Below are 21,433 nucleotides of genomic sequence, written 5' to 3'. Positions count from 1 at the left end.
GGACTGTGGAACTGGGGCTGCTGAACGAATGAACGAGGAACGCTGGCTATTACCGGCTGGGATCGAGGAGATTCTGCCTCCGCAGGCGCGGGTTATGGAGACACTGCGCCGCGAGTTGCTGGATCTCTACGCGAGCTGGGGTTATGAGCTGGTCATCCCACCCTTCATCGACTACTTGGAGTCGCTCCTGACCGGCACCGGTCAAGACCTCGACCTGCAGACGTTCAAACTGACGGACCAGCTCAGCGGGCGCCTGCTCGGCGTGCGCGCCGATATGACCCCTCAGGTTGCCCGGATCGATGCTCACCACCTCAGGCGCGACACGCCCACCCGTCTTTGTTACCTCGGGACCGTACTGCATACTCGCAGCGATGGTTTTGCAGGGACCCGCAGCCCATTGCAGATCGGCGCTGAGATCTACGGTCACTCGGGGATCGAGAGCGATGCCGAGATCCTTCGGCTGATCATGCTGACGCTCCATGCGGCGGGAATCCGGGAGGTCTACCTGGACCTGGGGCATGTCGGCATCTATCGTGGTCTGGCCCGCCAGGCCGGCCTGTCGCCGATGCAGGAGCACGCCCTCTTCGACGCACTGCAGCGGAAGGCCGTGTCCGAGATCGAGGCACTCATCGCGGACCAGGGTGTCGCGGGCGCACACGCTCGGATGTTGACGGCGCTGTCCGAGCTCAACGGCAGTGATGCACTCGCGCGCGCCGCGATCCTGCTGCGGGACGCCGATCGTCCGGTTCACGAGGCCGTCGAGTACCTGGGGCGCCTGGCCGACGAGCTGGGTCGCTGGCTCCCCGAGGTCTGCATTCATTACGATCTGGCGGAGCTACGAGGCTACCGGTATAAGACCGGGGCCGTGTTCGCCGCCTTTGTTCCAGGCTGGGGTCTCGAGATCGCACGCGGTGGGCGCTACGACGACATCGGCCGCGTGTTCGGCCGAGCGCGACCGGCCGTCGGCTTCAGTACCGACCTGAAGGAGCTGTTGCGCCATGGCCCGAGGACCGGGGCAAATGAGCAAACGCCCGGGGCGATTTACGCGCCCTGGTCCTCCGAGCCGACATTGCAGGAGGCGGTCGATCGCTTGCGTGCGTCCGGACGTCGCGTCATCCACGCACTTCCGGGGCTCGATCAAGCGCCGATCGAGCTCGGCTGCCGGCAAGTGCTGGTCGAGCGCAATGGGCGCTGGGAGCTAGACGATATTCTCGCGGAGTAAAAAGCTACAGATGGGCAACAACGTCGTCGTGATTGGCACCCAATGGGGTGATGAAGGCAAAGGCAAGGTGGTCGACCTCTTGACCGACCGGGCGTCGGTCGTGGTGCGCTTTCAAGGGGGGCACAATGCCGGGCACACCCTGGTCATCGACGGCGCGAAGACCGTCCTGCACCTGGTCCCCTCAGGGGTCTTGCGCGAGGGGGTGCGCTGCCTGATCGGCAATGGCGTGGTCCTCTCGCCGCCCGCGCTCCTCCAGGAGCTGCAGATGCTTGAAGATTCCGGGGTGCCGGCGCGGGAGCGTCTCGGCATCAGTGCCGCTTGCCCGGTGATTCTGCCGTACCACGTTGCGCTCGATCACGCCCGCGAGCTCGCACGCGGGGCCAAGGCGATCGGGACGACGGGGCGCGGCATCGGCCCGGCGTACGAGGACAAGACGTCGCGTCGAGGCATCCGCCTCGGTGAGCTGCTCGATACCGAGCAGTTCGGGGAACGGTTGCGTGAGGTCATGGATTACCACAACTTTATGCTGGAGCAGTATTACAAGGTCGACCGGATCGAGTATGCGGCCGTACTCGATGAGTATCTCGGTTATGCCGAAGCCTTGCGCCCGCTGGTCATGGACGTGCCCGGCTATCTGCATGCCTGCCGCGCCGAGGGCAGGGATATGCTGTTCGAAGGCGCTCAGGGCTCGCTGCTCGACATCGATCATGGCACCTATCCCTATGTCACCTCGTCCACCACGACGGCGGGTGGCGCGGCGAGCGGCAGCGGGGTGGGGCCGCGCGATTTCGATTACGTGCTGGGGATCGTCAAGGCCTACACGACCCGGGTCGGTGCCGGGCCCTTTCCAACCGAGCTCTTCGACGCCTCCGGAGACCATCTCGGTCGCCGCGGCAATGAATTCGGCGCTACGACTGGGCGAAAGCGTCGCTGCGGCTGGCTTGACATGGTCTCGCTGAAGCGATCGCTCGCCGTCAACAGTGTCACCGGCATCTGCATCACCAAGCTTGATGTGCTTGACGGCCTGGACTCCATCAAGATCTGCACCGGCTACCTCGTCGATGGCGAGGAGCGTTCGACGCCTCCCGTCGGGGCGGATGCATTGGCCCGCTGCCAACCTGTCTATCTGGAGCTGCCGGGTTGGTCGGAATCGACCGTGGGTGTAACCTCGCTGGATGCGTTGCCGGTAAGCGCCCGTGCCTACCTGGATACCATCGAGCGGTTGAGCGAACGACCGATCGACCTCGTTTCAACGGGCCCAGATCGAATCGAGACATTGATCCGTCGCCACCCCTTCGATGTCTGAGGCCGGTGTCGGGGTGTCCAGGCTCTGGGTCCTTCCATCGATGCCTGCGCGTGATTCCGGAGCTGGCGCGCGCGGCATGACGCGATTGATAGGCGCTGTGCGATCACCCAGAGAAGCCTCGGGCTCTCGACCGACTCGTGACGCCGCGATGACGCCATGAACACTGCCTTGGTTGATCTCTTGGTCGAGGGTCTCTGGCTGACTGGAATCGGTCTTGCCATCGTGTTCGCCTTCTTGCTGATCCTGGTTGGCCTGCTGACCTTGATGTCCAAAGCCCTGACGCGATGGGCTCCTCAGGATGCACAGCCGGCGTACCCAGCCGCTTCAACGGATCTCGCCCCCTCTCTGGGCGACGAGCGGCTGATTGCGGCGATTGCAGCAGGCGTTCATGAACATCGCAAACGGCATCGTCGTTAAGGGGCCGGTCTTTCGAGGCGGTCCCACGCCCCTTCTTAACTCGTCTTGCCTCTGATCATGCGACCGACCCTGGAGGCCCCGATGCTCGGTGAACAGGCGGGGACAGTCGCCGATCCCCTGGCGAGTGTCGAGTGAACATCAATTCAAACCTGAGATCCGACACCGGCATGAATCACACCAATCGACTTGCGATCACCGAGGTCGTCTTGCGCGACGCTCACCAGTCGCTGCTCGCGACGCGACTGCGCATCGAGGACATGCTCCCGATCGCCGCCAGGCTGGATGAGGTCGGCTACTGGTCAGTCGAGAGTTGGGGGGGCGCTACGTTCGATGCCTGCATTCGCTATCTAGGGGAAGATCCCTGGGAACGGCTGCGCCGGATCAAGGCGGCGATGCCCAAGACCCCGCAGCAGATGCTGCTGCGGGGTCAAAATCTGCTTGGGTATCGGCACTATGCCGATGATCTGGTCGAATCCTTCGTCGAGCGCGCTGCCACCAATGGGGTCGATGTCTTCCGTATCTTCGATGCGATGAACGACGTGCGCAACCTCGAAACCGCGGTCAAGGCCGCGCTGGCGACCGGCAAGCACGCCCAAGGCGCCATGTCCTACACGGTCAGCCCCGTCCATGACCTCGGCTATTGGATCGACATGGGTCGGCGACTCGAAGACATGGGCTGCCACTCGATCTGCATCAAGGACATGGCCGGTCTTCTCAAGCCTTACGTGGCCGAGGCATTGGTAGGCCGTCTGAAGGAGGCCTGCCGCATTCCGATTGCCATGCAGAGCCATGCCACGACCGGCATGAGCACGAGCAGCATCCTCAAGGCCGTTGAGGCAGGGATCGACATGGTCGACACCGCTATCTCCTCGATGAGCATGACCTACGGTCATTCGCCGACCGAGTCGGTGGTGGCCATCCTGGATGACACGGATCGTTCGACCGGTCTGGATCTGCCCCTGTTGGAAGAGATCGCGGGCTACTTCCGCGAGGTTCGGAAGAAATACGCCAAGTTCGAAGGAGCACTCAAAGGTGTCGACTCGCGCATCCTCGTCGCCCAGGTGCCCGGCGGCATGTTGACCAACATGGAGAACCAGCTGCGCGAGCAGGGGGCAACGGATCGCCTCGACGAGGTGCTCGACGAGATCCCGAGGGTGCGCGAGGAGCTTGGATTCATTCCATTGGTGACACCGACCTCCCAGATTGTCGGAAGCCAAGCGGTCCTGAATGTGCTTATGGGCGAGCGCTACAAGAGCATCACCAATGAGACGGCCGGTGTACTCAAAGGCGAGTATGGCGCGACACCGGCGCCGGTGAGCGCCGGGCTTCAACTGCGGGTGTTGAAGGCGGGCGAGGCGCCGATCACCTGCAGACCCGCGGACATGCTGAGCCCGGAATTGGACTCGCTCACTGCGGAGCTACGTCGGCTGGCCGAGGAACGTTCTCTGGAATTGGGCGACGCGCTTGTCGATGATGTGCTGACCTACGCCCTGTTTCCCCAGGTCGGTCTCAAGTTCCTCGAGAACCGCGGAAACCCGGGCGCCTTCGAGCCGCGACCTTGGGAAGAGCCGAGCCAGCCGAACGTCGCCGAGGCGGCGCCGCGCGCCCGACCGACACCGCCGCAGGCCGGCCCTGCCGAAGAGCGCTATCGTGTCGCTGTCGACGGGCGCAGCTATCAGGTCACGGTCTCGCCCGAGGGCGCCATCGCGGAGGTCACGCCCGCGCCGACCGCCCCGTCTGTGCCCGCTGAGGGCCGCCCGGTGCCTGCCCCGCTTGCCGGGACGGTGGTCCGGATCCATGTCACGCCGGGCCAGGTGATTGCCTCCGGCGAGGTGATCCTCGTGCTTGAGGCGATGAAGATGGAAACCGAGGTCCGCTCGCCGGCCGCCGGAACCGTGCTGGCGCTCTCGGTCCGGGAAGGTGATACCCTCCAAGTCGGCCAGACGCTGCTGACGTTGGCTTGACCATGGAGGCCTTGCTCACGCTCTGGCAGTCGACGGGCGTCGCCAATCTGACCTGGCGGGAAGGAGTCATGCTGGCGGTCGGCGCGGGGCTGATCTACCTGGCGATCGCAAAGCGCTTCGAACCCCTGCTGCTCCTTCCCATCGGTTTCGGTGCGATCTTGTCCAACATCCCGGTCGCCGGTATGGGCGGACCAGACGGAATGATCGGCATGATCTATCATGTCGGGGTCGAGACAGGCATCTTTCCGCTTCTCATCTTCCTTGGGGTCGGGGCCTTGACCGACTTCGGTGCCTTGATTGCCAGACCCTCGACACTCCTCTTGGGAGCGGCGGCGCAGTTTGGGATCTTCGCGACCCTGATCGGTGCGCTCGCGCTCAATCTCGTCCCAGGCTTCGACTTCAGTCTGTCGGATGCCGCCGCCGTCGCCATCATCGGCGGGGCGGACGGCCCGACCGCGATCTTTCTGGCGTCGCGCTTGGCGCCGGATCTGCTCGGCGCGATAGCAGTGGCCGCCTATTCGTACATGGCGCTGGTCCCCATCATCCAGCCACCGATCATGCGGATCCTGACGAACAAGGCCGAGCGCCAGGTTGTGATGGAGCAGCTGCGACCCGTCTCGCGCCTGGAGCGGCTCTTCTTTCCCTTTGCCGTGCTCATCCTGTGCGCTCTGCTGCTGCCGTCCGCGGCCCCACTCATCGGGATGCTGACCTTCGGAAACCTGCTGCGTGAGAGCGGTGTGGTCGATCGCCTCAGTCGGGCCGCTCAAAACGAGATCATCAATGTCGTGACCATTTTGCTTGGCCTGGCGATCGGATCCAAGCTCTCGGGCGAGCTTTTCCTGACGCCGCAGACGCTTGGCATCTTGGTGCTCGGGGCCGTTGCGTTCGGCATCGGGACCGCTGCCGGCGTCTTGATGGGGAAGCTGATGCACCGAATGACTGGCGGGAAGGTCAATCCGCTGATCGGTGCGGCGGGGGTTTCGGCGGTACCCATGTCGGCGCGGGTCGTCAACAAGGTCGGATTGGCCGAGAATCATCACAATTTCCTGCTGATGCATGCAATGGGACCGAATGTCGCCGGTGTCATCGGCTCCGCGGTTGCGGCAGGTGTCTTGCTCGCGCTGGTCAGGCCCTGAGGGGGCGGCCCGCGGCCTCGGGTTGACGCGATAGCACAGGTTACGTTATTTTTTCGCGCTTATGTCGGGATCCCCTACTGACCAAATCGACCCTTGGCGGGCGTGTCGTCGCGGGCTTCTGCTCGAAGGCCGGGTTACACTGAGTGAGATGCCGCGCCTGGCTGCTGCGGTTTTGGGCCTTGGCGAGGCGCCTTCGATCGAGACTGACCCAGCGGACGACTCGCCGGCCGGCGCGCACTACCGGTTGCGGTTCGACCGGGATAGACGAGGTCGGTCGATCGTCTCGGGCTGCGTCCAGACGGGGCTGCGAGTGTGCTGCCAGCGCTGCCTGGGCGAGCTTGAGATCCCGGTCGATGCCGCGATCGCGCTGGCCCTCGTCAGGCGGGATGAAGACGCGCGCGATCTGCCCGATCATCTAGATCCCTGGCTGATTGCCGATGACCGGGTCCGTCCCCTGGAGCTGGTCGAAGACGAGCTGCTGTTAGCGATACCGCAGATCCCGCGTCATTCGGCGGGATGCTGTCACACTAATGAGGTCTGCCCATGCGAAGCGTCGATCGTGGAGGGCAAATCCGCCGAGTCGAGTGAGGGATACCGGCCGTTTGCCATCCTGGGCACATTGCGGAGTTCCTCTGGGGCCTGAGCAGAATGGGCCGTTCGTGACGGCCCCTGGCCGATCAGGATTTGACCGACCTTCGTCGCTTGTTTTGGTAAACCAATCGCGGCCCTGCCCAGGCGGGGACGTGCCCGATCCGGAGAGCAAGATGGCCGTACAGCAGAACCGAAAGACCCCGTCGAAGCGTGGCATGCGCCGTTCCCATGACGCGCTCACCAAGCCCACCTTGTCGGTCGATCCCACAAGCGGGGAGACTCATCGCCGCCATCACATCACCCCCGACGGCTTTTACCGGGGTCGCAAGGTCCTGGATCGCACTGAGTGACCGCACGGGGTCGCTTCGCAATCCCGCAACCAGCGCACTTTCGCCTTCCGACGGGGCTCACGATGGGACGTGTCTCGACCATCGCACTCGATGCCATGGGCGGTGACCATGGGCCGGGCGTCGTGGTAGCAGCGGCACTGCGGTACCTCGCGCGAGAGGAGCAGGTCGATCTGATACTGGTTGGCAACGAGGCTCGGATCGCGGCGCATCTCGGGAAAGCCGCCGGTCACGACCGGCTGAGGATCCACCCGGCGACACAAGAGGTCGGGATGGACGAATCACCTTCCAAAGCGCTGCGAGGGAAGAAGGACTCCTCGATGCGCGTGGCGATCGATCTTGTCCGCAGCGGCGCGGCGGATGCCTGCGTGAGCGCAGGCAACACAGGTGCCCTGATGGCGACGGCGCGGTTCGTCCTCAAGATGCTCCCGAGCGTCGATCGTCCTGCGATCATCACGGCCGTGCCCTCGCTCCATGGCCGTACACACATGCTCGATCTTGGCGCGAATGTGGATTGCACGGCAGAGCATCTGTTTCAGTTCGCGGTCATGGGCAGTGAGCTGGTGACCGCTGTGGAAGGGATGCCTGCGCCGCGCGTCGCCCTGCTGAATATCGGGCAGGAGGAGATCAAGGGGAACGAGCAGGTGAAACAGGCACACGACCTGCTCGCAGGCGGCGACCTCAACTATGTCGGCTATGTCGAAGGTGACGGGATTTTTCTCGACGACATCGACGTCGTCGTCGCGGATGGCTTCGTGGGCAATGTCGCGCTCAAATGCAGTGAAGGCGTCGCCAAGTTCATCCGCCATTCACTGAGCAGCCAGTTCAGGCGGAGCTGGCTCAGCCGCCTTGCCGGCCTCGCCGCGATGCCCGTACTGAATGAATTTCGCCGCACCATCGATCCCCGCCGCTACAACGGCGCGAGTCTCCTGGGACTGCGCGGCATCGTGATCAAGAGCCACGGCGGTGCTGACGAGATCGCTTTCGAGAATGCGATCCGCATTGCCCGGAAAGAGATTCAAGCGAACATCCCCAAGCGGATCGGCGATCAGGTCGGCCGGCATCTTGGCGGCGAACAATATAAGGCGACCGCCTGATGAGCTACTCGCGAATCCTTGGGACCGGGAGTCATCTACCGTCCCGGACGGTGACGAATGCCGATCTGGAGGCGATCGTCGACACGACGGCAGCCTGGATCCAGGAGCGGACAGGCATCGAGAAACGCCATCTGGTCTCGGATGATGAAACCTGCTGCGATCTGGCCGAGGCGGCAGCCCGCAAGGCGTTGCAGGCTGCGGATGTCCAACCTTCCGATCTCGACCTGATCCTGGTTGCCACCACGACGCCCGATCAGTTTTTTCCGAGCACTGCCTGTCTCCTTCAGCAGCGGCTTGGCGTGCGCGGCTGCGCTGCCTTCGACCTTCAAGCAGTCTGCACCGGTTTCGTCTACGCCATCGGTGTCGCGGATAAGTTCATCCGGACCGGGTCGGCCAAGCGAGCGCTGGTGGTCGGCGCCGAGACCCTCTCGCGCGTCCTCAATTGGAAAGACCGGGGCACCTGCGTCCTGTTCGGCGATGGAGCGGGTGCGGTGGTCCTCGGGGCCGCTGATCAGCCGGGTATCATCTCGAGTCATCTGCACGCGGATGGTGCCTATAAGGACCTGCTCCAGATTCCCGGCGGGATCGGCAACGGGCATCCCGAGGCGTGCTTCATGGAGATGAAGGGCAACGAGGTCTTTCGGGTCGCAGTGACCACCCTCGGCAGGATTGTCGACGAGACCCTGGAGGCCAACGGACTGGCCAAATCGGACATCGATTGGTTGATCCCGCATCAGGCCAACATCCGCATCATTCAGGCCACTGCCCGTAAGCTAGACCTTCCGATGGAGCGTGTGGTGGTGACGGTTGCGGATCATGGCAATACCTCGGCTGCCTCGATTCCCCTCGCGCTCGACCAGGCAGTCCGCGATGGACGCATCCGCCGCGGCGAGCTGCTGCTCATGGAGGCGTTCGGGGGCGGCTTCACCTGGGGCTCCGTCCTCATGCGTTATTGAGCAGCCACTGATCGACATGCCACAGATGATCGCCGCTTTCTTCCCGGGCCAGGGCTCGCAGTCGGTCGGGATGCTCCATGCGCTCGCCGAGGTCCACCCGGATGTCCGGGCCACCTTTCAGGAGGCGTCGGATGCCTTGGGGGTGGACCTTTGGCGCTTGGCGAGCGAAGGGCCCAAGGCGGATCTCGACCTCACCCGGAACACCCAGCCCGCCATGCTGGCCGCCGGCGTGGCAGTCTGGCGCGTCTGGCAGGCGGTCGGCGGGGTGAAGCCGGTCGTGATGGCCGGCCACAGCTTGGGCGAGTACTCGGCATTGGTTGCCGCTGGGTCCATGGACTTTGCCGACGGGGTGCTTCTGGCCGCCGAGCGCGCCCGCTTCATGCAAGAGGCTGTGCCGGCCGGGGAGGGGGCGATGGCGGCCGTGCTGGGTCTGAGCGACCAGGAGATGATCGCCCTTTGCCGCGAGCAAGCCGAGGACGCGGTTCTCGAGGCGGCGAATTTCAACGCACCCGGCCAGGTGGTGATTGCGGGGGGCTCTGCGGCAGTCGCTCGTGCATTGGACGCGGCAAAGGCAGCCGGTGCCAAGCGAGCCATCGCATTGCCGGTGAGCGTGCCGTCGCATTGTGCCCTGATGCGTCCGGCTGCCGAGCGCTTGGCCGAGCGCCTGGCGGCTATCGAGATCAGGCTTCCCGAGGTCCCCGTTCTGCACAACGTGAGCGTAGTCCGGGCCGCTGATCCCGACACCCTGCGCGAGCTGCTGATACGACAACTCTACAGACCGGTTCGTTGGGTCGAGACCATTCAGGCGGTGGTGGGCGAGGGTGTCCGCACCGCGATCGAGTGTGGTCCAGGCAAGGTGCTCACCGGGTTGAACAAACGCATCGACGATAGTCTCACGACGCTGCCGGTCTTCGATCCGCGGTCGCTGGAGGCGGCACTGGAGGCAACAGCCCATGCTCAGAGGTGAAATCGCGCTCGTAACGGGTGCATCGCGAGGTATTGGCCGATCGATTGCGATGGCGTTGGCCGACCAGGGGGCCACCGTCGCGGGTACCGCGACGACGCCGGCCGGTGCTCAATCCATTGAGCAGGCGTTGGCGGATGCGGGTCACGAGGGGATCGGACTGGTCCTCGATGTCTCCGATCAGGGATCGGTGGACGCCGCCCTCGAAGAGGTCACCAAGCGTCTTGGAGCGCCCAGCATCCTGGTTAACAATGCCGGGATCACGCGGGACAACCTTCTCATGCGGATGAAGGATGAGGAGTGGCAGACGGTGATCGAAACCAACCTCAGCTCTTTGTTCCGGGTCTCCCGGGCTTGTCTACGCCCCATGACGAAGGCGCGCAAGGGCCGCATCATCAACATTGCCTCGGTCGTGGGCGTCATGGGCAATGCCGGCCAGACCAACTATGCGGCGGCCAAGGCCGGGATGATGGGCTTCACCAAGGCGTTGGCCCGGGAGGTCGGATCGCGCTCCATCACAGTCAACTGTGTTGCGCCAGGCTTCATCGACACGGATATGACGCGCGCCCTGCCCGATGCGCAGCGCGAGGCGCTGATCGGAGCCATTCCACTCGGTCGCCTGGGACAGCCTGAAGAGATCGCCGGCGCTGTTGTCTTTTTGGCGTCTCCCGAAGGTGCCTACATCACCGGGGAGACGCTGCATGTCAATGGCGGAATGCACATGGCGTGACTCTGGTCGGAAAGAAGACGATTAAAACACGGTAAATCAATTTCTTAGATCTTATTTTGTGGTGATTGTCGCGGCTTTTATCGGCCATCGATTGTCACTAAAATACCGCCTGGTCCTGCCAGGGCCGCCCAAGACTCATCCGGAGGAATCAGACCTATGAGCAGCGTTGAAGATCGAGTTCGCAAGATTGTTGTTGAGCAGCTTGGCGTGAAAGAAGAGGAGGTCACCGCGGAGGCCTCCTTCGTCGACGATCTGGGCGCGGACTCCCTGGATACGGTCGAACTGGTCATGGCGCTCGAAGAGGAGTTCGAGACCGAGATCCCGGATGAGGACGCCGAGAAGATCACGACGGTCCAGCAGGCCATCAATTACATCAACCAGCATCAGGCCTGACGTCGGTGCCCGGGACTGGGCGCCCCGAGGCGCGAGTGCCGTCGGCCGTGATGGAATGCCGGCGCGACGGCCTATGTCGAACGTCGGGTTCTGAACGAAAGGGGTAGGCAATGGCAGGCAGAAGGGTAGTGGTCACCGGTTTGGGCCTCGTCGCGCCGGTCGGTCTTGACGTCAAGTCCGCGTGGGACAACATCCTCGCCGGAAAGAGTGGGATCAAGCCCATCACCCATTTCGACATTGAGCCGTTCAGCACCCGCTTTGGCGGCCCCATCTACGGCTTCGAGATCGGCGACTACATCGCCGAGAAAGAGGCCAAGAAGATGGACAAATTCATCCACTATGGGATGGCGGCGGGCTGTCAGGCAATCGCCGATGCGGGCCTCGAGATCGACGATTCCAACCGCCGGCGTATGGGGGTGGCAATCGGCTCGGGCATCGGCGGAATCACCGGCATCGAAAACAACTATGAAGCCTACCGATCCAAGGGGCCAAGACGCATCTCGCCCTTCTTCGTGCCCGCCAACATCATCAACATGGTCGCCGGCAACCTCTCCATCAAGTTTGGGATAAAGGGCCCGAATTACTCCATCGTCTCGGCCTGCAGCACGGCAACCCACAATATCGGCGAGGCCGCGATCATGATCCGACATGGGTATGTCGATGTCATGATCGCCGGTGGAGCCGAGATGGCGACCTCGCCGGTCGGTCTCGGTGGGTTCGCCGCTGCACGCGCGCTCTCGACCCGCAATGACGAGCCCGAGGCCGCGAGCAGGCCCTTCGACCGCGATCGCGATGGCTTTGTGCTCAGTGACGGCGCAGGGGTCGTCGTCCTGGAAGAGTATGAGCGCGCTAGGGCCCGAGGCGCGCCGATCTATGCCGAGTTGGCCGGGGTTGGCATGAACTCCGATGCCTATCACATGACGGCTCCCTCGGAGAACGGCGAGGGGGCTTGTGACTGTATGCTTCTGGCCTTGGCCGACGCTGGGTTCAACTCGGAGCAGGTGGATTACATCAACGCGCACGGCACGTCGACGCCGGCGGGGGACATCGCCGAGACCCTCGCGATCAAGCGCGCCTTTGGTGAGCGCGCCTACAAGGTGCCCGTCAGCTCGACCAAGTCCATGACCGGGCATATGCTGGGTGCGGCCGGCGGTGCTGAGGCGATCTTCTCCATCCTCGCCATCCGGGATCAAACCGCGCCGCCGACCATCAACTACGAGACGCCTGATCCGCATTGCGATCTGGACTATGTGCCCAACACCGCGCGCGAGATGCATATCGATATCGCGCTCACCAACTCGTTCGGGTTCGGCGGGACCAACGGGACACTGGTTTTTCGACGGCTGTAGGATCGAGGCGGCACGAGTTGGCCGAGCATCGGTCGTCATCGTCTCCGACGCCCGACCGGGGAGGAGCCGCGCGGTCTGCGAGCGGTGACGCCGTTCGGATCCTGGTGGATGGTCACCCGCAGCGGTCGTTCCCGGTCGAGGATCGCGGGCTGGGCTACGGGGACGGCCTCTTCGAGACGATCCGCATCCGTCATGGCATGCCCTGTCTGTGGGAGCAACATCTCGAGCGGTTAGGGCGTGGCGCCGATCGACTGGGCCTTCCGCTGCCGTCTGCGGCGACCCTCCGCGATGAGGCCACCCGGTCCATCGCAGGTCTTGATGACGGACTTCTGAAGCTGATCATCACCCGCGGGGTCGGGGGACGCGGCTACCGTCCGCCAGCCCCGCCGCAACCCCGCAGGATCCTCATGTCATACGCCTTGACCGAGGGCGACGATGTATCGGCGATCTCGGGTATCTCCGCTCGGTACTGTGAGACCCCTGCGTCAGTGAATCCATATCTCGCCGGAATCAAACATCTCAACCGTCTGGATGCCGTCCTGGCGCGGGCTGAGTGGAGCGATCCGCGGATCGCCGAAGGACTGATGCGCGAACCGGGTGGCTCCATCGTAGGAGGGACCATGACCAACCTGTTCGTTTGGGATGGCACCGAGCTCGTGACCCCGCCTGTCAACCAGAGCGGCATTGCCGGCACAGTGCGGGCGGTCGTGCTGGAGCACGCTGCGCGCCTGGGGATGGCCTGCGTCGAGCGACCGGTCAGGGCCTTGGAGATGGATCGCGCCACCGGGCTGTTTCTGACCAACGCCCGGATCGGTGTTTGGCCTGTACGCCGCCTGGACGGCCGGGTATTCGACCTCGATTGTCTGCCCTACGATCTCCTTACGTCGGTCCGGCAGGCGGCACTGCGTCCAGGGTGGGGCGCCTGATGAGACAGGCATCCGCAGCCAAAGCCGCGACCGCGAGCGGGACGCCAACGAACAAGAGGTTGGCGACCAGGGTTGGCCTGATCCCCGAGAGTCGAACCGGAGACACGGCGCGATCATCGACTCGCGCTTCCCGCGCGCTGCCAGCCGCAACAGGTCGCCCCAGATGATCGCACGCGTGCTCTTGGTCCTGATGCTCGCCACGGTCGCAACCGGAGGGGGACTCTGGGTCGACTATCGGGCGTTCCAGAAAAGGTCCCTCCCATTGCCGGCGGCGACAGCCACCATCGAGATCCCTCGAGGAACCTCGTTGCGCGCGCTCGCAGGTCAGATGACCGATGAGGGTCTCCTGCGTCACCCTTATTACTTCCTGGCCCTGGCCTATCAGCGGGGTGATCAGGCCCGCATCAAGGCCGGCGAGTTCGAGCTGACGTCTGAAATGACGCCGGCCGATGTCCTGGACCGGATCACATCGGGGCAGGTCGTGCAGTATCCCGTGACACTGGTCGAGGGCTGGACATTCAGGCAGGCGGTCGAGGCGATCGATGCCCATGATCGATTCAGCGGCGAGCTTGGTCGTCTCTCCGACGCGACGCTCATGGCGAAGCTCGGCCGTCCCGGCGAGCACCCGGAAGGGCGCCTGTTTCCGGACACCTATCGCTTCCCGCGCGGCACGACGCGCTTGACAGTCTTACAACGGGCCTTCGAGCGGATGGAGCAGGTCGTCGCCGACGAATGGGACGGGCGTAGCGATGATCTGCCGATCCGTACGCCCTACGAGGCCCTGATTCTAGCCTCGATCGTCGAGAAAGAGACGGGCGTGGCCAGTGAGCGTCCCGAGATCGCCGGTGTCTTCGTGCGCCGGCTTCGAAAGGGGATGCGGCTGCAGACTGATCCAACGGTGATTTACGGGATGGGGGAGCGTTACGATGGGAGGATCCGGCGCGCCGATCTCCGCGAGGCGACGCCTTACAATACCTATGTCATCGACGGGCTTCCGCCGACACCGATTGCGCTGCCCGGACGCGCCGCGATCCACGCCGTGCTGCATCCGGGCGACGGGGATAGCCTGTACTTCGTCTCACGCGGCGACGGGAGCCATTTCTTTTCCGCTACCCTCGACGAGCATAATCGAGCCGTCCGCCGGTATATCCTCGGCGAGCAGTGAGCCCAGCGATGATCCTGCATCTGCAGGACGCGAAGGGATGGCAGCAGCGGTCTTCGATGTGACGCTTCGGGCCTTGGACGAGGGATGGCATGATTGAGCGCGGTCGTTTCATCACACTGGAAGGGATCGAGGGCGCGGGCAAGTCCACACATGTCAGTGGGCTTGCAGCGCTGCTGCGTGATCGCGGTATCCCGTTCGTGACGACGCGCGAGCCGGGTGGCGCGCCGATCGCCGAGCGGATTCGCGCCTTGCTGCTCGATCCCGGCAATGCGGGGATGGACGCGACCGCGGAGCTGCTCCTCATGTTCGCAGCGCGCTCCGAGCACCTGGCCAAGACCATCCGACCCGCTCTAGATGGCGGGACCTGGGTCGTCTGCGACCGCTTCACCGATGCCACCTATGCCTACCAGGGCGGCGGACGTGGGCTGGACGCAAATCGCATCGGCATCCTCGAGACCCTCGTCCAGGGGGACCTGCGACCCGATTTGACGCTCTTGCTCGATCTCACACCGGAGCTGGGTCTCAGCCGGGCGCGGGGACGTGGAGACGCCGATCGATTCGAGTCGGAGACCCTGCGTTTCTTCGCGGCCGCGCGCTCGGTCTATCTTGAGCGGGCACGTGCGCGGCCGGAGCGCTATAGGCTGATCGATGCGACGCCACCGGTCGCTGTCGTCAAAGAGCAGGTGGGCAAGATTGCCGAGGCCTTCATCGACTCGCATTGGCGATCGGTCAAAGGGGAGACGGGAACGTGACCAAGGCGACCGAGCTCGCCATGGATGCGCCATTGCCGTGGTTGGCGGATGTCTGGTCCGGCCTGCAACTGGCCCGGTGGTCGGGGCGGCTCGCCCATGGCTTGTTGATCAGCGGCTCGGCGGGCATCGGCAAGCGCCACCTCGGGGAGCTGCTCGCGCGTTCGCTCCTCTGCCACGACCCGGCAGCGAACGGCATCGCCTGCGGACAGTGCGGGGATTGTCGCCTGCTGCGGGGCGAGAGCCATCCGGACCTGATGCGCGTCGGACCAGACCCGGAAGCGAAGTCCGACGAGATCCCGATCGCGGCAGTCCGGGCGCTGGTGGAACGCGGCGCGCTGACGCCCAGCCGAGCCGCCTGGAAGGTGGCCCTCATCGATCCGGCGGATCGACTCAACGCCGCGTCCGCGAACGCTCTACTCAAGACCCTCGAGGAGCCTCCAGGCACTGCGTTCATTTGTTTGATCACCGAGCAGCCGGGACGACTCCCGGCGACGATACGCAGCCGCTGCCAGCACGTTCGTATCGCGACTCCCCACCCTGGGAAAGCGCTTGAATGGCTGGACGGGAAGATTCCCGGCGCCAGGGCGGCGCTCCGTTTGCAGCTCGCATACGGCGCGCCCCTGCGTGCCCTGATCGAGCTGGACGACGCGTTGATTCGGCAGCGCCGGGAGCGACTCGCGGGTTTCATCGCGATCGCGCACGGCGAGCAGGATCCGATCGCTGAGGCCGCAATCTGGAACGGCATCGGGCCGAGACGATTCCTGGAGTGGTTGGCGGCGTGGCTCATCGACCTGCTGCGGCTGGCTGTAACCGATGATCCGGCTCGGCTCGACAGCCCGGATCACCGCGATTCCCTGGGCGAGTTGGCGGGTCGGATTGACCCTGCCGCCGCGCATCGACTCTTGCAGCGGGTCCTGCGGTCCCGGCTCTTGGCCGAGACCAGCGCAAATCCCCAGCTGCTGCTCGAATCCTTGTCGATTGAATGGCGCCGCGTCAACGCGGTGCATGCCTCTAGGAGATCATGAGTCATGACGACAACTGGCACTTCCACCGGGCCGCTGGCGGGACAGCAGCGTATTCTGAGTTTCGCGATCAAGGACAAAGGGACGCTTTACGCATCGTTCATGCCGTTCGTCAAGAATGGAGGACTCTTCATCCCGACCACAAAGTGCTACCAGATCGGTGACGAGATCTTCCTGTTGCTTCAATTGATGGACGAGACCGATCGCATCCCGGTGGCGGGAAAGGTGGTCTGGGTGACCCCGGCAGGCGCGGAGGGGAATCGAGCGGTGGGGATCGGTGTCCAGTTCAGCGAGCAGGACAAAGGTGTCGCCCGCCGCAAGATCGAGGACTATCTGGTCGGTGCCCTGGCCTCCGACCGATCCACTCACACCATGTAGGTCAAAGGATGCTCGTCGATTCGCATTGCCATCTCGACCGGGTCGATCTCCGCCGCTATGGAGCTGATTTCTCCAGGCTCATGCAGGCGACCGCGGACGCGGGTGTCAGCCACATGCTCTGCGTCTCGATCGACCTGGAGCATTACCCTGGGATGCGACGGCTGGTGGACCCCTTTCCACAGGTTGCCGTCTCGGTCGGGGTCCACCCAAACCACGAGGACGGCAGTGAGCCAACCGCCGATCAGCTCATATCGCTTGCAGCGGATGCCCGCAATGTCGCGATTGGCGAGACGGGACTCGATTACTTCCGAAGCACTGGCGATCTGGCGTGGCAACGAGAGCGCTTTCGCGTCCACATCGCCGCCGCGCGAAGTTGTGGTAAGCCGTTGATCATCCATACACGCGATGCCCATGTCGACACCATCCGTATCTTGCGGGAAGAGGGTGCACAGGCCGTCGGCGGGGTCCTGCACTGCTTCACGGAGAGCTGGGGAATGGCCAAGGAAGGAATGGATCTGGGCTTCTACGTCTCCTTCTCCGGCATCATCACCTTCAAGAACGCCACGGATCTGAGAGATGTCGCCCGTCGGGTCCCGCTGGACCGCCTCTTGATCGAGACCGATTCACCCTATCTTGCCCCCGTGCCGCACCGTGGCCAACCCAATGAGCCCAGGCTGGTCACGCATGTCGCGCGCTGCATCGCCGAGCTGCGTGCGATGGATCCGGAGGAGGTGGCCGCGGTGACCCGTCAGAACTACTTTCGGTTGTTCGGGGTCGCCGAATCGCCGGCCAGGCCGCGAGCCCATCCGAATCCGGTCCGAACGGGCACCGCAGCGAAAGCGGTGTCCGGGCGATGACCCGGCATGACTCCGTCTACGCAGTGGGCAGAGACTTCTTGGTTTCCTCGGGTCGCTTCTCACCGCAAGGAAGATAGCCAGACGTCGGTTCCGGCTCCCGTTTGAGCGCCTCGCGCAGCGTGTCGCAGACGGTCTTCAGCACTTTGACCCGCGCGTAGGGCTTATCGTCGCCTTCCACCAGGGTCCAAGCGGCATGCTTGGTGCTCGTACGCACTGCCATCTCATTGACCGCCTCTTTGTATCGCGGCCATTTCTCGCGGTTGCGCCAATCCTCGTCGGTGATCTTATAGCGCTTGTAGGGAACGCTTTCTCGATCCTTGAACCGTCTGAGCTGCTCTTCGTCGCTGATCTGCAGCCAGAACTTGAGCAAGATGACCCCGCTGTCGACCAGTTGTTCTTCGAAGCGGTTGATCTCCGAATAGGCACGGCGCCATTCCGCGTCGCTGGCGAAGCCTTCGACCCGCTCGACCAGGACGCGGCCATACCAGGAACGATCGTAGAGCGTGATATAGCCGGCGCGCGGGATGTGCCGCCAGAACCGCCAGAGATAATGATGCGCCTTTTCCTCATCGCTCGGGGCCGCAACCGGGATCGCCCGGTAGAGGCGTGCGTCGACGGCGGCCGTAATGCGTCGGATCGCGCCTCCCTTGCCGCCGGCATCCAACCCTTCGAACACCAGGACGGTCGAACGTTTCTTCTTGTAGGCGCTCCAAGCCAGCTCGTTGATCTCGGCCTGCAGACGCTTCATCTCGCTCTTGTAGACATCGCGCGGCAGGGCGAGCGTCAGGTCGAGCTGATCGAGAAGGGTGATCTGGGCCTTCGCGCCGCTCGGAAGCTCCGGGCCACTGCCGCTGCTGCCGCTCTCGTCGGGTGGCGCTTCACGCAGACGCGCGCGGATCGCATGCAGCAGGGTCTTTCCCACCGTCAGGTCGCGGTATCGACGATCCTCGGCTTCAACCAGGTACCAGGGGCAGACGCCGCGATCTGTGTACCGGATGACCCGTTCCGCGACCAGCTCGAACGCGGCGTACTGCTCCGAGAACTTGCTCTTGTCCGGAAGCATCTTCCAACGACTCTTGTCGTCCCTCGAGAGCTCCTTCAGACGCGACTTCTGCTCAGCCTCCGACATGTGGAACCAGAACTTAAGGATCAGTGCCCCGTCCTGGATGAGCATGCGCTCGAAATCCACGATCCGGTTGAGCTCACCGTCAAGCTCCGCGTCACTGCAGGCCCCCTGAAAGCGATGCTCGATGGGCGTCTGGTACCAGCCGCCGAAGAGGATCGAGATCTCGCCGCGGGGGGGCATAGAGCGCCAGAAACGCCAGTAGCGGGGTCGCGCCCGCTCCTCGTCCGACTCGTCCCAGAAGGCGAACGTCTGGACGCCGCGCGTGTCCAGCCATTCGTTCAGTCGATTCACGACCTCGCCCTTGCCCGCCGCCTCGACGCCGGAGACGAGGACAATCACCGGGATGTTGGAGTCGTTCAGCTCGCGTTGAGCCGACAGCAACTCGGTGCGCAGCAGCTCCTGTTGCTCTTTGAAGTCGTCCTTGCTGACCGACCGTCCAACCTTCGTTGCTTCGAACATGCGTCATTTCCTCGTGGTGCGGGGGCGCGGGCCCGCGTCAAGAACAGCCAACAGAACGCCGGATCCACCCGGACGCGCGACGTTTCAGATTAACCGGAAATCCCGGCCTGCGGGAGTGTCATTTCGCGATCGGTGCCGCTCGCACGGCGAGCTGACGCCGGCCAGGATGTCCATGAATCTGCATCTCCCTCAGCACGATCGAATGGTACACTTCCGGTTGATGCCCATGACCGGAGCATCGAGCCCGTCGAGAGCCATCGTCATGATCGACTGGACCTTCACCGCCGCTTCGCTCTGGACACTGATCGGAGTCTTGCTGATCCTGTCGGAATTTGCGCTGCCCGGGGTGATTGCCGTCTTCTTCGGTCTCGCGGCCCTCCTGGTCGCATTGCTCCTGTCTCTCAATATCCCTCTTGATCCTCCCGGTCAGATTCTCCTCTTCGGTATCTTGGGCGTTGCCCTGCTGTTGCTCGCACGCCGCCGCCTCAGACCCTGGTTCCGGGGTCGGACCGAGACAGGGGGCGTCGGCAGCGAAGTGCTGCCGGTGGGCACACGGGCTGTGGCGCAGACCGACTTCGCCCGTGGCATCGGTGTCGTCACCCTCAACGGGGTCCGCTGGAACGCCGAATCCACGGATCCGATCCGCGCGGGCGATCCGGTCTGGCTGACCGGCCGCCAAGGACTCGTACTGCAGGTCAGCGCGACGCCGCCGCCGCGTGCGGCCGGGGTCTGACGCCCGTGATCCAGTCACCGACCAGATTGCGACGGCCGCCTGCCGGCGGCGCCGGGGGCAACTGGACACCGGCCATGGACCGAGACTGACACCAAAGGAGAGCGCAACAATGGACGACCTCTACCTGAGCATCAGCACCATCATCTCTCTGGCGGCTTTGGCCGTGATCGTCGTCGCCCTCGCGAAGACGGCGCAGATCGTGCCGCAGCGGTCCGCCTACATCGTTGAGCGGCTTGGCCGCTATTCGCGCACCCTGGACGCGGGTTTCCACATCCTCATCCCGTTCGTCGACCGGGTTGCCTATCGCCATACACTCAAGGAAGAGGCGCTGGACGTGCCGAAACAGCAGTGCATCACCAAGGACAATATCTCGGTCAGCGTCGACGGCGTCCTCTATCTCCAGGTCATCGATCCCCAATCTGCCAGCTACGGAATCGCGGACTATCGCTTTGCCTCGATGAGTCTGGCCCAGACGACGCTGCGCTCGATTATCGGGCAGATCGATCTGGACAAGACCTTTGAGGAGCGCAGCCGCGTCAATGAAGAGGTGGTGAGGGCACTGGATGAAGCTGCTCAGCCTTGGGGGGTCAAAGTCCTGCGGTACGAGATTGCGGACATCGTGATGCCGGGCACCATCACCGATGCCTTGGAGCAGCAGATGCGCGCCGAGCGTGAGCGCCGTGCAGTCGTGGCCCGATCCGAGGGCGAGCGTCAGGAGAAGATCAATATCTCGGAGGGCGAGAAGATCCAGATCATCAATCTCTCGCAGGCCCAGAAGGAGAAACAGATCAACGAGGCAGAGGGTAAGGCGCGGGAGATCCAGATGTTGGCGGAGGCGACCGCGATCGGCATCGAGCGGATCGCCACTGCGATCGAGAAACCGGGAGGGAAGGACGCGGTCAGCCTGCGGATCGCCGAGCAGTATGTGAACGAATTCGGCCGGCTCGCTCAGTCCGGCACCACCCTCATTCTGCCGGCGGAGCTCAGCAACATCGGCGGGGCAGTGGCCGGGTTGGCCAAGACCCTCCAGGCCCTGGAACCGGTGGACAAGCAATGACCCGCCAAGGGCTGCGGTCCGGATCCGTTGTCAGGGGGCTCATGCCGAGTCTGAACGAAGGCGCGGCCAGGATGGCCGTGCGCTGCAGCCCTGTGCCCGATCCGGCCGATATCCGGACTGACGGCGACGAGGCGCCGAGCCTTGTGATCAGGGGTCTATCGGCTCGCACCGATCGATCCTGAGGCGACGGCATCGACGAGTCGGTGGGCCTGCAGCTCGACGCCGATGACGCATTCGGCGACCCGCTCTGCATCGCCGACCCTGGCCGCGCGTTCCAGTGCCTGGATGGCTTCGTCCAACGCGGGCACGCCGCAATAGCCGGTGGCGCCGCGCATCTGGTGTGCGTGCTCGGAGAGTCCGGCCCAATCGGACTCGGCGACACAGGCACGCAGGTCTTCGATCTCCGCCGGAAGTCCGGCAAGCAACGCCTCCAGAAGCTCGTCGGCGAGCGACGAATCCCCCTCGGTGCTGGCAAGCGCGGCCTGC

Annotated in this window: 23 protein-coding genes; 21 read left to right on the top strand and 2 right to left on the bottom strand. The window is 64.1% G+C overall.

All coding sequences use genetic code 11. The features are described from left to right. Window positions 1-28: 28 nt before the first annotated feature. The 19 genes from LJE61_RS04585 (at window position 29) to LJE61_RS04495 (ending at window position 17,572) form a co-directional block, all read left to right on the top strand. Complete coding sequence (locus LJE61_RS04585) at window positions 29-1,222, top strand: ATP phosphoribosyltransferase regulatory subunit (RefSeq protein WP_296912561.1); 1,194 nt, start codon at window positions 29-31, stop codon at window positions 1,220-1,222. 10 nt (window positions 1,223-1,232) lie between these two features. Then, window positions 1,233-2,528 (top strand): adenylosuccinate synthase, encoded by a 1,296-nt coding sequence (locus LJE61_RS04580; protein ID WP_296917582.1) that lies wholly within the window; start codon window positions 1,233-1,235, stop codon window positions 2,526-2,528. A 180-nt stretch (window positions 2,529-2,708) separates the two neighbouring features. Next, a complete protein-coding gene (locus LJE61_RS04575; protein ID WP_296912567.1) occupies window positions 2,709-2,945 on the top strand; it encodes an OadG family protein in 237 nt (78 codons plus the stop codon). Between the two features lie 167 nt (window positions 2,946-3,112). Then, the gene (gene oadA, locus LJE61_RS04570) at window positions 3,113-4,909 is read left to right on the top strand and encodes a sodium-extruding oxaloacetate decarboxylase subunit alpha (RefSeq protein ID WP_296912570.1); all 1,797 of its coding nucleotides are present in this window, start codon (window positions 3,113-3,115) and stop codon (window positions 4,907-4,909) included. Between the two features lie 2 nt (window positions 4,910-4,911). Continuing rightward, a complete protein-coding gene (locus LJE61_RS04565) occupies window positions 4,912-6,045 on the top strand; it encodes a sodium ion-translocating decarboxylase subunit beta (protein WP_296912572.1) in 1,134 nt (377 codons plus the stop codon). A 61-nt stretch (window positions 6,046-6,106) separates the two neighbouring features. After that, window positions 6,107-6,688, top strand: a complete 582-nt coding sequence (locus LJE61_RS04560; protein WP_367114906.1) for a YceD family protein — start codon at window positions 6,107-6,109, stop codon at window positions 6,686-6,688. Between the two features lie 121 nt (window positions 6,689-6,809). Further along, entirely contained in the window at window positions 6,810-6,986 is a 177-nt protein-coding gene (gene rpmF, locus LJE61_RS04555; protein ID WP_296912578.1) for a 50S ribosomal protein L32, read from the top strand. A gap of 62 nt (window positions 6,987-7,048) precedes the next feature. Beyond that, on the top strand, window positions 7,049-8,080 hold the full coding sequence (plsX, locus tag LJE61_RS04550; protein WP_296912581.1) for a phosphate acyltransferase PlsX: 1,032 nt from the start codon (window positions 7,049-7,051) through the stop codon (window positions 8,078-8,080). Continuing rightward, window positions 8,080-9,036, top strand: a complete 957-nt coding sequence (locus LJE61_RS04545; protein WP_296911908.1) for a beta-ketoacyl-ACP synthase III — start codon at window positions 8,080-8,082, stop codon at window positions 9,034-9,036. Before plsX ends, LJE61_RS04545 begins: the two co-directional genes overlap by 1 nt. A 16-nt stretch (window positions 9,037-9,052) precedes the next feature. Continuing rightward, complete coding sequence (fabD, locus tag LJE61_RS04540) at window positions 9,053-10,003, top strand: ACP S-malonyltransferase (protein WP_296911910.1); 951 nt, start codon at window positions 9,053-9,055, stop codon at window positions 10,001-10,003. Then, on the top strand, window positions 9,990-10,730 hold the full coding sequence (gene fabG, locus LJE61_RS04535) for a 3-oxoacyl-ACP reductase FabG (protein ID WP_296911913.1): 741 nt from the start codon (window positions 9,990-9,992) through the stop codon (window positions 10,728-10,730). The genes fabD and fabG overlap by 14 nt, the downstream gene beginning before the upstream one ends. Before the next feature lie 156 nt (window positions 10,731-10,886). Beyond that, complete coding sequence (gene acpP, locus LJE61_RS04530) at window positions 10,887-11,123, top strand: acyl carrier protein (RefSeq protein ID WP_296911916.1); 237 nt, start codon at window positions 10,887-10,889, stop codon at window positions 11,121-11,123. Between the two features lie 110 nt (window positions 11,124-11,233). Then, the gene (gene fabF, locus LJE61_RS04525) at window positions 11,234-12,472 is read left to right on the top strand and encodes a beta-ketoacyl-ACP synthase II (RefSeq protein ID WP_296911918.1); all 1,239 of its coding nucleotides are present in this window, start codon (window positions 11,234-11,236) and stop codon (window positions 12,470-12,472) included. A gap of 104 nt (window positions 12,473-12,576) precedes the next feature. Continuing rightward, window positions 12,577-13,398, top strand: a complete 822-nt coding sequence (gene pabC, locus LJE61_RS04520; RefSeq protein WP_296917580.1) for an aminodeoxychorismate lyase — start codon at window positions 12,577-12,579, stop codon at window positions 13,396-13,398. Between the two features lie 163 nt (window positions 13,399-13,561). Continuing rightward, window positions 13,562-14,563: an endolytic transglycosylase MltG gene (gene mltG / locus LJE61_RS04515; RefSeq protein WP_296917578.1), complete on the top strand. Its 1,002-nt coding sequence runs from the start codon at window positions 13,562-13,564 to the stop codon at window positions 14,561-14,563. Window positions 14,564-14,652: 89 nt separating this feature from the next. Next, complete coding sequence (tmk, locus tag LJE61_RS04510; RefSeq protein ID WP_296917577.1) at window positions 14,653-15,315, top strand: dTMP kinase; 663 nt, start codon at window positions 14,653-14,655, stop codon at window positions 15,313-15,315. After that, window positions 15,312-16,340, top strand: coding sequence for a DNA polymerase III subunit delta' (gene holB / locus LJE61_RS04505; RefSeq protein ID WP_296917574.1), 1,029 nt, complete (start codon window positions 15,312-15,314; stop codon window positions 16,338-16,340). The genes tmk and holB overlap by 4 nt, the downstream gene beginning before the upstream one ends. Window positions 16,341-16,343: 3 nt before the next feature. Further along, window positions 16,344-16,715, top strand: a complete 372-nt coding sequence (locus tag LJE61_RS04500; protein WP_296910204.1) for a PilZ domain-containing protein — start codon at window positions 16,344-16,346, stop codon at window positions 16,713-16,715. Window positions 16,716-16,723: 8 nt separating this feature from the next. Continuing rightward, window positions 16,724-17,572, top strand: a complete 849-nt coding sequence (locus LJE61_RS04495) for a TatD family hydrolase (protein ID WP_296910203.1) — start codon at window positions 16,724-16,726, stop codon at window positions 17,570-17,572. A 16-nt stretch (window positions 17,573-17,588) separates the two neighbouring features. Here LJE61_RS04495 and pap read toward each other — a convergent pair whose 3' ends face one another. Continuing rightward, the gene (gene pap, locus LJE61_RS04490) at window positions 17,589-19,157 is read right to left on the bottom strand and encodes a polyphosphate:AMP phosphotransferase (RefSeq protein WP_296910202.1); all 1,569 of its coding nucleotides are present in this window, start codon (window positions 19,155-19,157) and stop codon (window positions 17,589-17,591) included. A 262-nt stretch (window positions 19,158-19,419) separates the two neighbouring features. On the opposite strand from pap, the gene LJE61_RS04485 reads away from it, so the two are divergent. Both LJE61_RS04485 and LJE61_RS04480 read left to right on the top strand, forming a co-directional pair. Then, window positions 19,420-19,890 carry an NfeD family protein gene (locus LJE61_RS04485; RefSeq protein WP_296917572.1) on the top strand — a complete coding sequence of 157 codons (471 nt, stop codon included), beginning with the start codon at window positions 19,420-19,422 and terminating at the stop codon, window positions 19,888-19,890. A 109-nt stretch (window positions 19,891-19,999) separates the two neighbouring features. Beyond that, complete coding sequence (locus LJE61_RS04480; protein WP_296911827.1) at window positions 20,000-20,947, top strand: stomatin-like protein; 948 nt, start codon at window positions 20,000-20,002, stop codon at window positions 20,945-20,947. A gap of 155 nt (window positions 20,948-21,102) precedes the next feature. Here the strand turns inward: LJE61_RS04480 and LJE61_RS04475 are convergent. Continuing rightward, on the bottom strand, window positions 21,103-21,433 hold a 331-nt coding region (locus LJE61_RS04475), incomplete at its 5' end, for an Hpt domain-containing protein (protein WP_296917570.1).

Source organism: Thiocapsa sp., from assembly GCF_022340925.1.
Taxonomy (GTDB): Bacteria; Pseudomonadota; Gammaproteobacteria; order Chromatiales; family Chromatiaceae; genus Thiocapsa.
The sequence above is the reverse complement of the archived record's forward strand: the minus strand, read 5'-3'. Positions and strand labels throughout refer to the sequence as shown.